The sequence below is a fragment of the Arthrobacter sp. cf158 genome (genome assembly GCF_900106835.1).
Taxonomy (GTDB): domain Bacteria; phylum Actinomycetota; class Actinomycetes; order Actinomycetales; family Micrococcaceae; genus Arthrobacter.
Genome location: NZ_FNNR01000003.1, coordinates 21459 through 36206, shown reverse-complemented (window position 1 = coordinate 36206; position 14748 = coordinate 21459). Strand labels below are relative to the sequence as shown.

Here is a 14748-nt window from a genome sequence, read left to right as displayed (position 1 = left end):
GATTCAGGCTCCTGCCTTTGCAACGGTGACCTGCGGCTCGTCGACGTCGGCCAGCAGAACCTCAAGTTCCAGCGTCAGCGTTTCCGTCTTGACGAGTTCTGCATTGGCTTCCAGGGCGTCGACGACGTCCTGGGCAGCCTCCACCGAGGTATGGATTCGGTCGCTGACGTTCAGGCCGGCGTCCTTTCGTGCCTGCTGGATAGCCCGAACCATGTCGCGCGCCAGACCCTCCGCAGCGAGTTCCGGGGTAACTTCCGTGTTCAGCACCACGAATCCGCCGCCCGGAAGCACCGCGACTGCCTTCTTGGCGGCAGCACCGCCGTCGGCCGTTCCTGCCACCACCGTTTCCAGCGTGTATTCCTGTGGCTCCAGTTCCAGGCCACCAGCCACCACCACCCCAGCATCACTGACGGACCAGTCGCCGGACTTTGAGCCCTTGATGGCCTGCTGCACATTCTTGCCGAGGCGCGGGCCCGCAGCACGGGCGTTCACTACCAGCTTCTGCTCGATGCCGAACTCCTCCGGCGAGGCAGTAGCGGCGTCCAACAGACGGACTGACCGCAGGTTCAGTTCATCAGCGACGACGCCGGCAAAGCCTTCCAGCGCATCTGCACCGGGTGCCACCACAGTCAGTTCCTGCAGCGGCAGGCGAACGCGCAGGTTCGCGGCCTTGCGCAGGCTGGAACCAGTGGAGCAGATCTGCTGGACCCGGTCCATCGCTTCAACCAGTTCAGGGTTGGAGGGGAACAGCGCAGCGTCCGGCCAGTCAGCCAAGTGCACAGACCGGCCACCCGTCAGTCCGCGCCAGATCTCTTCCGAGACAAGCGGCAGCAAGGAAGCAGACACACGGCACACAGCTTCGAGGGCCGTGTACAGAGCGTCGAAGGCGTCAACGTTCTCATCGAAGAAGCGCTGGCGGCTGCGGCGAACGTACCAATTGGTCAGCATGTCAAGGTAGCTGCGCAGTTCATCGCAAGCACCGGAGATGTCGTAGTTATCCAGGCTTTCAGTGACGTTGCGGACAAGATCACCTGTGTTGGCCAGGAGGTACTGGTCCAGCGTGTCGGAGTAGTCGTTGTAGCGCAGCTTCGCCTCATATCCCGCGCCTCCGTTGGCAGCGTTCGTGTACAGCGTGAAGAAGCTGTAGACGTTCCACAGCGGCAGGATGACCTGGCGGACGCCGTCGCGGATGCCCTGTTCGGTCACCACCAGGTTGCCGCCGCGAAGGATAGGGCTGGACATGAGGAACCATCGCATGGCGTCGGAACCGTCGCGGTCCAGGACCTCGGACACGTCAGGGTAGTTGCGCAGGCTCTTGGACATCTTCTGGCCGTCGGAGCCCAGCACAATGCCATGGCTGATTACGTTGCGGAACGCCGGTCGGTCAAAGAGCGCGGTGGAGAGGATGTGCAGCATGTAGAACCAGCCGCGTGTCTGCCCGATGTACTCCACGATGAAGTCCGCCGGGTTATGGGTGTCAAACCACTCCTCGTTCTGGAACGGGTAGTGCACCTGGCCATATGGCATGGACCCGGAGTCGAACCACACGTCCAACACGTCTTCCACACGGCGCATGGTGGACTTGCCTGTGGGGTCGTCCGGGTTGGGACGTGTCAGCTCATCAATGAACGGACGGTGCAGGTCCACCTGTCCTTCGTTGTTGACGGGCAGGCGGCCGAAGTCGGCTTCCATCTCGGCCAAGGAACCGTAGACGTCCGTGCGCGGGTATTCCGGATCATCGGATTGCCACACCGGGATGGGTGAACCCCAGTAGCGGTTGCGGCTGATGGACCAGTCGCGGGCGTTGTCCAGCCACTTGCCAAACTGGCCGTCCTTGACGTTGCCCGGGATCCAGTTGATTTCCTGGTTCAGCTCGGACATGCGGTCCTTGAACTTGGTGACTTCTACGTACCAGGAGGAGACGGCACGGTAAATCAGCGGGTTCCGGCAGCGCCAGCAGTGCGGGTAGCTGTGCTCATAGCTGGCCTGGCGGACCAGGCGGCCATCAGCGCGGAGCACCTGGGTGATGGGCTTGTTGGCGTCGAAGACTTGCAGGCCTACGATCGAGGCGAGCTCGCCGTGCGCAAACAGCGGAAGGAACTTGGCGCCCTCGTCCACGGACAACACCACGGGGATGCCTGCGTCTTCACAGACCTTCTGGTCATCCTCACCATAGGCCGGAGCCTGGTGAACGATGCCCGTACCGTCCGTGGTGGTGACGTAGTCGGCCACCAGGAAGCGCCAGGCGTTTTCCGTGCCGTATTTCTCGGCATCGGCAAAGTCATTCCACAGCGGTTGGTACTCCAAGCCAGCCAGCTCGGCACCCGTGTGGGTGGACACCACAGCGGCAGTTGCGGCAGCGGCGTCGTCGTACCCCAAATCCTTGGCGTAGGACCCCACCAGGTCAGCCGCGAGCAGGAAGCTGCCCGTTACCGGCGCCTCAGCGGACGCAGCCTTGACGCCGTTGGGTCCGGCGGGCAGGACGGCATAGGAGATCTCAGGCCCGACGGCGAGCGCCAGGTTGGTGGGCAACGTCCAGGGCGTGGTGGTCCAGGCGAGCGCCTGGACGCCCTCAAGTGCCTTGGAGAGTTCGGAGTCTCCAGCCTTCATGGGGAATGTCACCGTAACCGTTTGGTCCTGACGGTTTTTGTAGACGTCGTCATCCATGCGGAGCTCATGGTTGGACAGAGGGGTCTCGTCCTTCCAGCAATACGGCAGAACGCGGTAACCGTTGTACGTCAGGCCCTTCTCATGCAGCTGTTTGAAGGCCCAGAGTACCGACTCCATGTACTCGACGTTGAGGGTCTTGTAGTCGTTCTCGAAGTCCACCCAGCGGGCCTGGCGGGTGACGTAGGCCTTCCACTCGTTGGCGTACTTCATCACCGAGGCGCGGCAGGCGTCGTTGAATTTATCGATGCCCATGGCTTCGATCTGGGTCTTGTCCGTCATGCCCAGCTGCTTCATGGCTTCGAGCTCAGCAGGAAGGCCGTGCGTGTCCCAGCCGAAACGGCGCTCCACACGCTTGCCACGCTGGGTCTGGTAGCGGCCTACGAGGTCCTTGGCGTAGCCGGTGAGCAGGTGGCCGTAGTGCGGGAGGCCATTGGCGAAGGGGGGGCCGTCGTAGAAGACGAACTCGTTGCTGCCGTCTTTGCCCGCATCGCGTTGGTCGATGCTGGCTTGGAAGGTACCGTCTTCATCCCAGTATTTGAGGATGCGCTCTTCGATTTCCGGGAACTTCACGGAGGCGGACACGCCATGCGTGCCGGACGAAGACGCTGAGGCCTTGGGGTAGTGGGTCATCTCATATCCTGTGATAGCTGGTTGACTGTCAGGATGCGAGGACGGCTTCTGTGCTGCCTGTCGGCTGCGCAGGTACCGCGGTACCACCTCACTTACCGGAACACAGGGTCCCGGCCTCTCATTACTGCTGTGACGGGCTTACCCGTCCGGGTCTAATGGGCGTTTTCCGCCATGCAGACGGTCAATGCTGTTCTTCCGGAAGCTCACCGGTGATGGCCGGGTCAAAGCTGGTTCTTCAAGTCTAGCGGCTGGTACCCAGCTTGCTCTACTTGCGGGTTCATCCCCTGGGTGGAGTGCTGCGGCTTTGGCGGTGAATAGACTCGACCCCATGACGCACCCATCTCCCGCCGTTCCGGAATTACGCCCGGCAGGACGCCGTGCTTCCCTGGCATGGTCGGTGGCGGCTTTGCTGATGGCATTGCCCGTGGCGGGGGCGTCGATGTTCCGGGCAATCCCTGCGGAGTGGCCCCTGATCGTGGTGCAACTGTTGTCCTTCACACCCTGGATGGCGCTTCCTGCACTCGTCGCGTTGGTCCTCGCCGTGGCGGGACGCCGCCTCTGGGTGATCATCACGACGGCGGCCCTGCTGGCCGTCCAGCTGTTCTGGCTGTTTCCGCTGGACGCCGGACGACACCAAGCGCTGCCCGCCGGGACTGCGACTGTTTCCGTTAAAGTGATGAGCCTCAATACCGAGTATGGGGAGGCGGACGCGGCCGCCATCGTGAGGCTCGTGCGTGACAACGGCATTCAACTGCTGACCCTTCAGGAACATACGCAAGTGCTCGAGGACCGGCTCCGTTCCGAGGGCTTGGAGAAGACGTTGCCCCACCGCGTGAGCGAACCCAACGACGACGCGTCCGGCGGCGCGGTCTATTCAGTATTTCCACTGGAAGCCGCGGGCCTGTTGCCTGATACACCGTTCCGGATGGACGTCACGCGGGTACTCCTCACGGACGCCGCTGCTGGTTCCACGGCCACCTTGAACCTCACCAACGTCCATGCACTTCCGCCAGTTGATCAACGCATCGCCCAGTGGCGGAGCGACCTCGTCAAGATAGCCCGCCAGGCCTCACGCCCGGGCAACCACCTGCTCATGGGTGACTACAACTCGACCTTCGATCACTCCGAGTTCAGGGATGTCCTGGACACAGCGCTGCCGGACGCAGCGCAGGGTGGCTCGAAGCTCGTTGATGTAGGTGCTGCTTCAGGCGGACGTTTCTCCCCCACCTGGCCAATGGAGGGTTTGCCGCTGCCCGGGATTGTGATCGACCACATCGTGACATCACCGCTGATCAGCAGCAGCGACTACGCGGTCCACCGGATTCCCGGCAGCGATCATGCGGCCGTCATGGCCCGGCTGGTCATTCCCGCCGGCTAACACGTTGCTTCTCCGCTGGACCGTCGCTGGCTTGCGACGGCCCAGCGGGTCAGCATCGGGTTCAGCCTTCCTTGCGGACCAGTTTGTGGTTGGCCGCCTGGGCCACGGGACGCACAACAATCTGGTCCAGGTTGATGTGATGCGGCAGCGAAACAGAGTACGCCACCACCCCCGCCACATCCTCCGCGGTCAGGGGCTTCTCCACCCCGGCATAAACTTTCGCAGCCGCGTCCTTGTCACCCAGGCGGTTAAGCGCGAACTCCTCAGTGTGGACAAGGCCCGGAGCTACCTCGATGACGCGGACGTTATTGCCCACCTCTTCCAAGCGCAAAGCGTTTGTCATGGCGTGCTGGGCAAACTTTGCTGCGTTATAGCCCGCACCTCCTTCGTAGGCAGACAGTCCGGCAGTCGACGTGAGGTTCAGGACGGTTCCTTCGCCGTTCTCCCGGAGCATAGGCAGGAAGGCGCGGGTGATCTTCATGGTGCCCAATACGTTCACCTGGTACATCCAGTCCCAGTCTTCCGTGTCGGCGTTCGCGATGGTGTCTGCGCCCCGAGCACCGCCGGCGATGTTGATGAGGGTGTCCGCACCTCCGGCCTTGAGGACGGCCGCGAGCAAGGCGGCAACGTCGTCGTCGTTGGTGATGTCCGCGGGGAACGGCACTGCGCCGGTTTCGGCGCCCAGGGCCCCCAGCCTGTCAGCCCGGCGCGCTACGGCGAAGACTTTCCATCCGGTGGAGACCAAAGCCTTGACGGTGGCCTCGCCGATGCCCGTACTGGCCCCGGTAACAACGGCCGTCTTGTTCTGTCCTGAATTCTGTCCTGAAGGGGTGCTGTGCGCTGCCAAAGTCATGCCACCACCATATCCGGGGTGCCTATTCCTACCGCGGCAGGCTGTAACGCCAGGCCATGAAACAATTGATCCATGGCTGAATCAACGCAGGGTACAGACACGCCCGCCACCGCCCCCATTAACGTTCCCGACAAGCCGGCCCTTGAAGGCCTTGAGGCTGCCTTGACGCAGCGCTGGCTTGAAGAAGGAACCTACAAGTTCAACCCGGACACCACCCGGGAGCAGGTCTACTCGATCGACACTCCCCCGCCCACGGCATCCGGCTCGCTCCACGTGGGCCACATGTTCTCCTTCACCCAGACGGACGTCCAGGCGCGCTACATGCGTATGACCGGCAAGAACGTCTTCTACCCCATGGGTTGGGACGACAACGGTCTGCCTACCGAGCGCCGCGTCCAGAACTACTACGGCGTCCGTTGCGATCCCGCCATCCCTTACAAGGCTGACTACACGCCCCCTGCACAGCCGGCCAAGAACCAGCGCGATTTCGACGTCGTTTCGCGTCAGAACTTCATCGAACTGTGTGAGGAACTCGCCGTTGAGGACGAGAAAGTCTTCGAGAACCTGTTCCAGACCCTCGGCCTTTCGGTGGACTGGGATCTGACGTACCGCACCATTGACGACACCTCCCGTGCCGTGTCCCAGCGCGCCTTCCTGGCCAACCTGTCCGCCGGTGACGCCTACATGGCCGAAGCCCCCACACTGTGGGATGTGACGTTCCGCACCGCGGTGGCACAGGCCGAGCTTGAGGACCGCGAAGTTGCAGGCGCTTACTACCGCTACCCGTTCTTCACCGAAGACGGCGAAAAAATCTTCATCGAAACCACGCGCCCGGAACTGCTCGCGGCGTGCGCGGCCCTGGTGGCAAACCCCGACGACGAGCGATACCAGCCGCTGTTCGGCAAGACCGTCAAGTCCCCCCTGTTCGACGTGGAGCTCGAGGTCAAGGCCCACCCTCTCGCCAAGGCGGACAAGGGCTCGGGCATCGCCATGGTGTGTACGTTCGGTGACCTGACCGACGTCACCTGGTGGCGTGAACTTCAGCTGCCTACCCGCGCCATCATGGGCCGCGATGGCCGCATCATTGCTGACACCCCGGAGTGGATCACCACCGAGGCCGGCAAGGAAGCCTATGCAGCGATCGCCGGCAAGACTGCGTTTTCCGCCAAGGAAGCCGTGGTTGAACTGCTTAAGGCAGCAGACCTGCTGGACGGCGAACCGAAGAAGATCACCCACCCGGTGAACTTCTTCGAAAAGGGCGACAAGCCCCTTGAGGTTGTTACGTCCCGTCAGTGGTACATCCGTAACGGTGGCCGCGACGAGGAACGCCGTGAACGCCTCATCGGCCGAGGCCAGGAAATCACCTTCCACCCGGCCTTCATGCGCTCACGCTACGAGAACTGGATCGCCGGCCTTAACGGTGACTGGCTCGTATCCCGCCAGCGCTTCTTCGGTGTGCCGATTCCCGTCTGGTATCCCTTGGATGCTCAGGGCAACCCGGACTACGACCACCCGATTCTTCCGTCGGACGAGATGCTGCCGGTGGACCCTGCCGCTGACGCTGCTCCCGGCTTTGAGGAGTCGCAGCGCGATCAGGCCAACGGCTTCACCGGCGACGCCGACGTGTTGGACACGTGGGCAACGTCCTCCCTGACCCCGCAGATTGTGGGTGGCTGGAGCCGCGACGAGGACCTGTTCGCCAAGGTCTACCCCTTCGACCTCCGTCCTCAGGGCCACGACATCATTCGCACCTGGCTGTTCTCCTCGGCCGTCCGGGCGGATGCCCTGCAGAAGAACGCTCCGTGGAAGCACGCGGCAATCTCGGGCTGGATCCTGGACCCGGACCGCAAGAAGATGTCCAAGTCCAAGGGCAACGTTGTGGTGCCCACGGATGTACTGAACGAGTACGGTTCAGATGCTGTGCGTTACTGGGCAGCTTCGGCAAAGCTCGGCGCCGACACTGCGTACGAGATCGCCCAGATGAAGATCGGCCGCCGTCTGGCCATCAAGTTGCTCAACGCGTCCAAGTTCGTCCTGAACCTCGGCGCCACGGAAAACTCTGTAGTGGCGTCCGACCTCTCGGTGCTGACCAACCCGTTGGACCGTGCGCTGCTCGCACAACTGTCCGACGTCGTTGCCCAGTCCACCAAGGCATTCGAGAACTACGACTACGCCCGTGCACTCCAGATCACCGAGTCCTTCTTCTGGCAGTTCACGGACGACTACGTGGAGCTCATCAAGGACCGTGCCTACGGTGCCGCTGGCGACACCGAGCAGGCATCCGTCCTGGCCGCCTTGGCCACAACGCTTGACTCCCTGCTGCGCCTCTTTGCACCGTTCCTTCCCTTCGCAACGGAAGAGGTCTGGGGCTGGTGGCGCACCGGATCCGTCCACCGTGCAGAGTGGCCCGCCGCGTTGGAAATCACTGATGGCGATACCACCATGCTCGGCACTGTCGGCGTAGCCCTCAGCGGTATCCGCAAGGCAAAGTCCGAAGCCAAGGTCAAGCAACGGACCGAAGTGCTGTCCGCGTCCATCACAGCGTCCGAGGTATTGGTAGCGCAGTTGAAGGCCGGCCTGGGCGACTTGAAGGCTGCCGCAAACGCCCAGGAGATCACCCTCCAGTCGGGCGAAGGCGATCTGACGGTCAGCGATGTTGTCCTGGCGCCCGCCGAGGAGACACCCGCGTCCTAGCAAGCCGCAGCTAAGAGTGCCCGTTTGTTTTTGGGCAAAGGGGAAGCCCCATCAGCGTTTTGCCGTTGGTGGGGCTTCGACTTTTCGCCTGTCTGGTGACGTCTTGACAGTCTGGCGGAATCCTTGGAATTTCAGGTCTTCCTACCTCGTCACTGGTAGCTTGCTTCCAACTTTGCCAAAGGCTGCGTTGGTTGCATATCACTGAATCTTTGGTTTCCGTGTCCCTCTTCTTTCGAAGTGGGTAAGAACCATTGTTGTCCTGCCGCGAACGAAGCACAAGGCCTTCGAAAGAACTACAATCCTGTAGTTTTCCTGCCAGGAAAGAGCTTCCTGTGGCAAAGTAATGTCCATGCCGGAACTCCCCGAAGTGCACGGCCTGTGCATGTATTTGGACACCCAACTCCATGGAGCTGTGCTGACCGAGGTCCGCATCAACTCCTTCTCAGCACTCAAGACGGCCGATCCTCCCTACACAGCCCTGGAGGGCCGGACCATACGTGGGGCCAAGCGCTTGGGGAAGTTCGTTTGCGTTGACGTTGATGGCCTCTATTTTGTGTTCCACCTGGCGAAGGCCGGGTGGGTCCGGTACACAGAACACCCGTCATCGGCCGGGTTGCGCATGGGAAAAAGCAACATCTCGGCCAGGCTACTGCTTCACCGGCCCGCCGACGACGCCCACATCGGGGTGGACCTGACCGAGGCCGGAACAAAGAAGAGCCTGGCCATCTATGTGGTCAGGGATCCGATGGATGTGCCCGGCATAGCAACCTTGGGCCCGGAACCGCTCAGCCCCGACTTTGACCTCGGCGCGCTGGCGAAAATCCTCGGTTCCAGTTCCCAGCAGATTAAGGGACTCCTCAGGAGCCAAGGAGTCATCGCGGGCATTGGCAACGCCTACAGCGACGAAATCCTGCACGCCGCCAAAATATCCCCGTTCGCCACCGCGAAGTCCTTGGACCAAGCCACCGTGGCGCGGCTCTACGAAGCCATGCAGGAAATCCTGGTGGGCGCCGTCAACGCCGCGGCAGGCAAGCCATCCAGTGAGCTCAAGGACACCAAACGAAGCAACTTCCGGGTGCACGCAAGGACTGGCCTGCCGTGCCCGGTGTGTGGGGACACCGTCCGTGAGGTGTCCTTTGCGGACACCTCACTCCAGTACTGCGCCACATGCCAGACCAACGGGAAAATCCTGGCCGACCGGAGGACCTCACGGTTCCTGAAGTAGCTCTGGCCGGCTAGTTGAATTCAGGGCGCTCTGTACGGCTGCGCTTCAACTCGAAGAAGTGCGGGTAGCCCGCCAGGGTCACGGTGGCATCCCAGATCTTCCCGGCTTCTTCTCCACGCGGAATGCGGGTGAGGACCGGACCGAAGAACGCCGTGCCGTTGACGGCGACCACAGGAGTCCCAACGTCCTGGCCCACCAGCGAGATGCCGGCCTCGTGGCTTGAACGCAACTGGGCATCGTACTCATCCGAGTCGGCAAAACGGGCCAGATCAGCCGGAAGGCCGGTCTCGGCGAGGGCCTTCTGGATCACCGAAGCGCGGTCCTTGTTGCCCTCGTGGTGGATCTGCTCCCCCATGGCGTCGTACAGCGGCTTGACGTAACTACTGCCGTGGAGTTCCTGAGCGGCGATGATGACGCGGACAGGACCCCAACTCTGGTCCATCAACGCCCGGTACTCCTCCGGAAGATCACGGCCTTCATTCAGGACGGAAAGGCTCATCACGTGCCATTCCGTTTCGATGCCACGGACCTGCTCAACCTCGCCGATCCAACGTGACGTAATCCACGCAAACGGGCAGGCGGGATCGAACCAGAAATCGGCTTTGTTAACGGTCTGTTCGGGCACAGGGAACTCCTCGGGAAAGGTGGAAAAGCGGCATGAGGGGCAGCCCCAGCGGAGGCGCGTCCTGTCTACGCCAACAGGAAGCTAGGCCGACTTATTCCGGCGCTTGGCAACGACATCGTGGGCGATCATGGTGGGCTGGGACTTCTTTGACACGACGTCGGCCGTGATCACCACTGTGGCAATGTCATCCCTGCTGGGGAGGTCGAACATGACAGGGAGCAACACTTCCTCCATGATGGCCCGAAGGCCACGGGCGCCAGTGCCGCGTTCAAGGGCTTGGTCTGCGATCGAATCAAGAGCGTCGTCTTCGAATTGCAGATCCACTCCGTCCAACTGGAACATCTTCTGGTACTGCTTGACCAGTGCGTTCTTCGGAGTCGACAGAATTTGGATCAACGCTGGACGATCCAGGCTGGATACCGTCGTAATGACAGGGAGGCGACCAATGAACTCCGGAATGAGACCGAACTTCAGCAAGTCCTCAGGCATGACTTCGCCGTAGGTATCCACGTTGTCGCGTGCCTCGTTCAGGGGTGCGCCGAAGCCGATGCCCTTGCGCCCCGAACGCGACCCGATGATGTCTTCCAGGCCAGCAAAAGCGCCGGCCACGATGAAGAGCACGTTGGTGGTGTCGATCTGGATGAATTCCTGGTGCGGGTGCTTCCGCCCACCCTGCGGCGGCACGGACGCCACAGTGCCCTCAAGGATTTTCAGGAGTGCCTGCTGAACACCCTCACCGGATACATCACGGGTGATGGACGGGTTTTCGCTCTTACGCGAGATCTTGTCGATCTCATCGATGTAGATGATCCCTTGCTCGGCCTTCTTGACGTCATAGTCAGCTGCCTGGATGAGCTTGAGCAGGATGTTTTCGACGTCTTCACCGACGTAGCCGGCTTCCGTCAGCGCCGTGGCATCCGCGACGGCAAATGGCACGTTGAGTCGACGGGCCAGAGTTTGGGCCAGATACGTCTTACCGCAGCCCGTGGGGCCAATCAGCAGGATGTTGGACTTGGCGATCTCCACATCTTCGTGGTGCGATCCCTCGCCCAGGCTGCCCGTCTTGGGGGCGTGTCCGGCTTGTATACGCTTGTAGTGGTTGTAGACCGCCACTGCCAGTGAGCGCTTGGCCGGCTCTTGTCCGATCACGTATTCCTGCAGGAAATCGAAAATCTCACGGGGCTTGGGCAGCTCGAAACTCCCCAGATCCGAGACTTCCGCGAGTTCCTCTTCAATGATCTCGTTGCAAAGCTCGATGCACTCATCGCAGATGTACACACCGGGCCCGGCAATCAGCTTCCGTACCTGCTTTTGGCTCTTTCCGCAGAAAGAGCACTTCAGCAGATCGGTGCTCTCGCCAATCCGAGCCATGTGGGAATCCCTTCGTTGCATGCGGGTGATGCGGCTCCGCGCCGTACTCAAGTGTGCGGCCAAGCCGCGGGTGGCACCACCGTGACAACATCCACTCTAGGTCACAATGGGCTGCTTGGGTGGAAACAGAACGCCGGTGCGGTCCATATTTCGCGAACCGCACCGGCGTTGAATTCCGTGCGTTACCGGGCGATTGCCTGGGGCTTGATCTTGCGGGAGTCCAGAACCTGGTCGATAAGACCGTAGCTCAAGGCATCAGCCGCAGTCAGGATCTTGTCACGCTCGATGTCGTTATTAACCTGCTCGGACGTACGGCCCGAGTGGTGGGCCAGCGTGTCCTCAAGCCACGTGCGCATGCGCATCACTTCCGCCGCCTGGATCTCAAGGTCGGATGCCTGGCCACCCTGGCCACCGGAGAGGGCCGGCTGGTGGATCAGGACGCGTGCGTTCGGCAAGGCCAGACGCTTGCCGGGAGTACCGGCTGCGAGCAGGACTGCCGCGGCACTGGCCGCCTGACCCAAGCACACCGTCTGGATCTCCGGGCGGATGTACTGCATGGTGTCGTAGATTGCCGTCATGGCAGTGAAGGAACCGCCGGGCGAGTTGATGTAAAGGGTGATGTCGCGGTCCGGATCCGTTGATTCAAGGACCAGCAGCTGGGCCATGATGTCATCGGCGGATGCGTCGTCAACCTGGACGCCAAGGAAGATGATGCGGTCCTCGAACAGCTTGGTGTAAGGGTCCTGGCGCTTGAAGCCGTAGGGCGTGCGCTCTTCGAACTGGGGCAGGACGTAGCGGCTGGACGGGAGGTTACCGGCAGACCATCCGAAGTTGTAGTTCATGTTCTTTACTCCTGGGGTTTCAGTGGTTCTTGGTGCCGGTTAGTTGTCGGAGTTCGACTGGTTGGCTGTTCCGCCGCCACCAGCAACCGAACCCGCGTGCGCCGAGATCTTGTCGAAGAAGCCGTACTCCAAAGCCTCAGCGGCTGTGAACCACTTGTCGCGGTCATTGTCCTTGAGGATGGTTTCCACGGACTGGCCAGTCTGCTCTGCCGTGAGTTCCGCCATGACCTTCTTCATGTGCAGGATCAGTTCCGCCTGGATCTTGATGTCCGACGCCGTGCCGCCAATGCCGCCGGAAGGCTGGTGCATCAGGATACGGGCGTTGGGCGTCGCGTAACGCTTACCCTTGGTGCCCGAGGAAAGCAGGAACTGCCCCATGGACGCGGCCAGGCCGGTTGCCACGGTGACGACGTCGTTCGGGATGAACTGCATGGTGTCGTAAATGGCCATACCGGCCGTCACGGACCCCCCCGGCGAGTTGATGTACAGGTAGATGTCCTTCTCCGGGTCCTCGGCCGAGAGGAGGAGGAGCTGGGAGCAGATGGCGTTGGCGTTCTCGTCACGCACTTCAGAGCCGAGCCAAATAATGCGCTCTTTCAGCAGGCGGTTGTAGATGTAGTTGTCCTGGGCTGCGGGATCGACAGTTGCCATCCGGGGAGCCTCTGATTGCTGTGACATAAGTACTTACCTCTCGCTGGTGCCAGTGACCTCACTGAACTTCACTACTTGGACACTAACCGTTTTCATGGGCGATTTGTTCGCCGGAATCGCGCTGTTCGCTGACGGCGCACGTCTGCGTTCAGCACCCAGGTTCACCCTTAAAGCAAACCGACCCCGGATCAGGAGATCCGGGGTCGGTTGGAGTCGTTGACTAGAACTTCACTGCTGCGGGGTCGTCACTCGCGACGGCATCCGCTTCATCCGTGGCTTCAACTGCTGCGGCTTCTTCGGCAGCTGCTTCGCCTGCGGGGCGGACGAAGTCGGTGAGGTCAACCTTGTTGCCCTCGGAGTCGACAACCTCGGCCTGGCCCAGGACAACTGCCAGGGCCTTACGACGGCGGACCTCGGAAACCATCATGGGTACCTGGCCGCTCTGGTCAATGATCTGAGCGAACTGGTTGGGATCCATGCCGTACTGGCTTGCCGTGGTGACGATGTAGTCGATCAGCTCGTTCTGGCTGACGTCCACTTCTTCCTTGTCCGCGATGGCGTCCAGGATGATTTCGTTCTGGAATGCACGCTCGGTGTTGGCCTTGACCTCGGCGCGGTGTTCCTCGGTGTCGTGGTCACCTTCGCCGTGTGCGTTCTCCGGGTTGAAGTGGGCTTCGATCTGCTCTTCAACCACCGAGTCCGGAACAGGAACCTCAACCAGCTCAACGAGCTTGTCCAGGACCTTGTCGCGGGCCTCAACACCCTGCTCAACGACCTTGGAGTCGGCAGCCTGCTTGGCGAGGTCCTCGCGGAGCTCGGTGAGGGTGTCGAACTCGGAAGCGAGCTGTGCGAAGTCGTCGTTCGCCTCGGGAAGTTCGCGCTCCTTGACGGCCTTGACGACAACCTTCACCTGAGCGGCTTCACCGGCGTGGTCGCCACCAACCAGCGTGGTGTCGAAAATGGCTTCTTCGTCGGCAGACAGGCCCGTTACGGCTTCGTCCAAGCCTTCGAGCATGGTGCCGGCGCCAACCTGGTAGGACAGGCCGGCAGCGGAATCGATTTCTTCGCCGTCGATCGTGGCGGTGATGTCGATGGTCAGGAAGTCATCGTTCTTCGCAGGACGCTCAACGGACTTCAGCGTGCCGAAACGGCCGCGCAGTTCATCAAGGGCCTTATCGACGTCAGCTTCGGAAGATTCCGCAGCTGCAACCTCAACCTTGATGCCGGCGTAGTCCGGCAGTTCGATCTCGGGACGAACGTCAATCTCAACCTGGAACTTGAGTTCGCCGTCGGTTGCGGACGGGTCCGGAACCTCGGTGATTTCAACTTCAGGACGGCTCAGGGGGCGAACGCCGGTTTCCTGAACTGCAGCCTGGTACCAGCCGTTGAGGCCATCATTGATGGCGGTCTCCAGAACGTAGCCACGGCCAACGCGCTGGTCGATGAGCTTGGAGGGAACTTTGCCCTTGCGGAATCCGGGAACCTGGATCTGCGAAGCAACGGTCTTGTACGCGGCATCGATGCTCGGCTTCAGTTCCTCAAAGGGAACCTCAACGTTGAGCTTGACCCGCGTTGCGGTGAGGTTCTCGACAGCGCTCTTCACAGTCTAAGTACTCCTGATTTTGTGGGTATGGGGTTCTGTCGCGTCCCTGAAGCGGACACAAACACAGAGTCGGGGTGACAGGATTTGAACCTGCGACTTCCTGCTCCCAAAGCAGGCGCTCTAGCCAAGCTGAGCTACACCCCGAATGCACAGGACAGTCTACGGGCAAGCGAGCCAGGAATGCACATTTGACACCGCCGCCGGAA

Annotated in this window: 10 protein-coding genes and 1 tRNA gene; 3 read left to right on the top strand and 8 right to left on the bottom strand. The window is 61.5% G+C overall.

Going from position 1 to position 14748, the window contains the following annotated elements:
- Window positions 1-3: 3 nt before the first annotated feature.
- Entirely contained in the window at window positions 4-3300 is a 3297-nt protein-coding gene (gene ileS, locus BLW08_RS06185) for an isoleucine--tRNA ligase (protein WP_091323944.1), read from the bottom strand.
- A 328-nt stretch (window positions 3301-3628) separates the two neighbouring features.
- On the opposite strand from ileS, the gene BLW08_RS06180 reads away from it, so the two are divergent.
- Entirely contained in the window at window positions 3629-4678 is a 1050-nt protein-coding gene (locus BLW08_RS06180; RefSeq protein WP_091323942.1) for an endonuclease/exonuclease/phosphatase family protein, read from the top strand.
- A gap of 61 nt (window positions 4679-4739) precedes the next feature.
- On the opposite strand, the gene BLW08_RS06175 is transcribed toward BLW08_RS06180, so the two are convergent.
- Complete coding sequence (locus tag BLW08_RS06175; protein WP_091323941.1) at window positions 4740-5531, bottom strand: SDR family oxidoreductase; 792 nt, start codon at window positions 5529-5531, stop codon at window positions 4740-4742.
- A gap of 72 nt (window positions 5532-5603) precedes the next feature.
- On the opposite strand from BLW08_RS06175, the gene valS reads away from it, so the two are divergent.
- Window positions 5604-8225: a valine--tRNA ligase gene (valS, locus tag BLW08_RS06170; protein WP_091323939.1), complete on the top strand. Its 2622-nt coding sequence runs from the start codon at window positions 5604-5606 to the stop codon at window positions 8223-8225.
- Between the two features lie 349 nt (window positions 8226-8574).
- A complete protein-coding gene (locus BLW08_RS06165; protein WP_175538600.1) occupies window positions 8575-9450 on the top strand; it encodes an Fpg/Nei family DNA glycosylase in 876 nt (291 codons plus the stop codon).
- Between the two features lie 10 nt (window positions 9451-9460).
- On the opposite strand, the gene BLW08_RS06160 is transcribed toward BLW08_RS06165, so the two are convergent.
- The 6 genes from BLW08_RS06160 to BLW08_RS06135 all read right to left on the bottom strand — a co-directional run bounded on the left by BLW08_RS06160 (window position 9461) and on the right by BLW08_RS06135 (window position 14686).
- A complete protein-coding gene (locus BLW08_RS06160) occupies window positions 9461-10075 on the bottom strand; it encodes a mycothiol-dependent nitroreductase Rv2466c family protein (RefSeq protein WP_091323936.1) in 615 nt (204 codons plus the stop codon).
- An 81-nt stretch (window positions 10076-10156) separates the two neighbouring features.
- A complete protein-coding gene (clpX, locus tag BLW08_RS06155; RefSeq protein ID WP_091323934.1) occupies window positions 10157-11446 on the bottom strand; it encodes an ATP-dependent Clp protease ATP-binding subunit ClpX in 1290 nt (429 codons plus the stop codon).
- Window positions 11447-11628: 182 nt separating this feature from the next.
- Window positions 11629-12288 carry an ATP-dependent Clp protease proteolytic subunit gene (locus BLW08_RS06150; protein ID WP_011775058.1) on the bottom strand — a complete coding sequence of 220 codons (660 nt, stop codon included), beginning with the start codon at window positions 12286-12288 and terminating at the stop codon, window positions 11629-11631.
- A 39-nt stretch (window positions 12289-12327) separates the two neighbouring features.
- Window positions 12328-12939 carry an ATP-dependent Clp protease proteolytic subunit gene (locus BLW08_RS06145; RefSeq protein WP_090825208.1) on the bottom strand — a complete coding sequence of 204 codons (612 nt, stop codon included), beginning with the start codon at window positions 12937-12939 and terminating at the stop codon, window positions 12328-12330.
- Between the two features lie 220 nt (window positions 12940-13159).
- Window positions 13160-14542, bottom strand: a complete 1383-nt coding sequence (gene tig, locus BLW08_RS06140) for a trigger factor (protein WP_090825210.1) — start codon at window positions 14540-14542, stop codon at window positions 13160-13162.
- Between the two features lie 69 nt (window positions 14543-14611).
- A tRNA-Pro gene (locus tag BLW08_RS06135) sits at window positions 14612-14686 on the bottom strand.
- Window positions 14687-14748 lie beyond the last annotated feature (62 nt).

Excerpts from the sequence above, each read along its gene's own strand:
- ileS (WP_091323944.1), bottom strand. The coding sequence starts at position 3,300 with ATGACCCACTACCCCAAGGCCTCAGCGTCTTCGTCCGGCACGCATGGC.
- BLW08_RS06180 (WP_091323942.1), top strand. The coding sequence starts at position 3,629 with ATGACGCACCCATCTCCCGCCGTTCCGGAATTACGCCCGGCAGGACGC.
- BLW08_RS06175 (WP_091323941.1), bottom strand. The coding sequence starts at position 5,531 with ATGACTTTGGCAGCGCACAGCACCCCTTCAGGACAGAATTCAGGACAG.
- valS (WP_091323939.1), top strand. The coding sequence starts at position 5,604 with ATGGCTGAATCAACGCAGGGTACAGACACGCCCGCCACCGCCCCCATT.
- BLW08_RS06165 (WP_175538600.1), top strand. The coding sequence starts at position 8,575 with ATGCCGGAACTCCCCGAAGTGCACGGCCTGTGCATGTATTTGGACACC.
- clpX (WP_091323934.1), bottom strand. The coding sequence starts at position 11,446 with ATGGCTCGGATTGGCGAGAGCACCGATCTGCTGAAGTGCTCTTTCTGC.
- BLW08_RS06150 (WP_011775058.1), bottom strand. The coding sequence starts at position 12,288 with ATGAACTACAACTTCGGATGGTCTGCCGGTAACCTCCCGTCCAGCCGC.
- BLW08_RS06145 (WP_090825208.1), bottom strand. The coding sequence starts at position 12,939 with ATGGCAACTGTCGATCCCGCAGCCCAGGACAACTACATCTACAACCGC.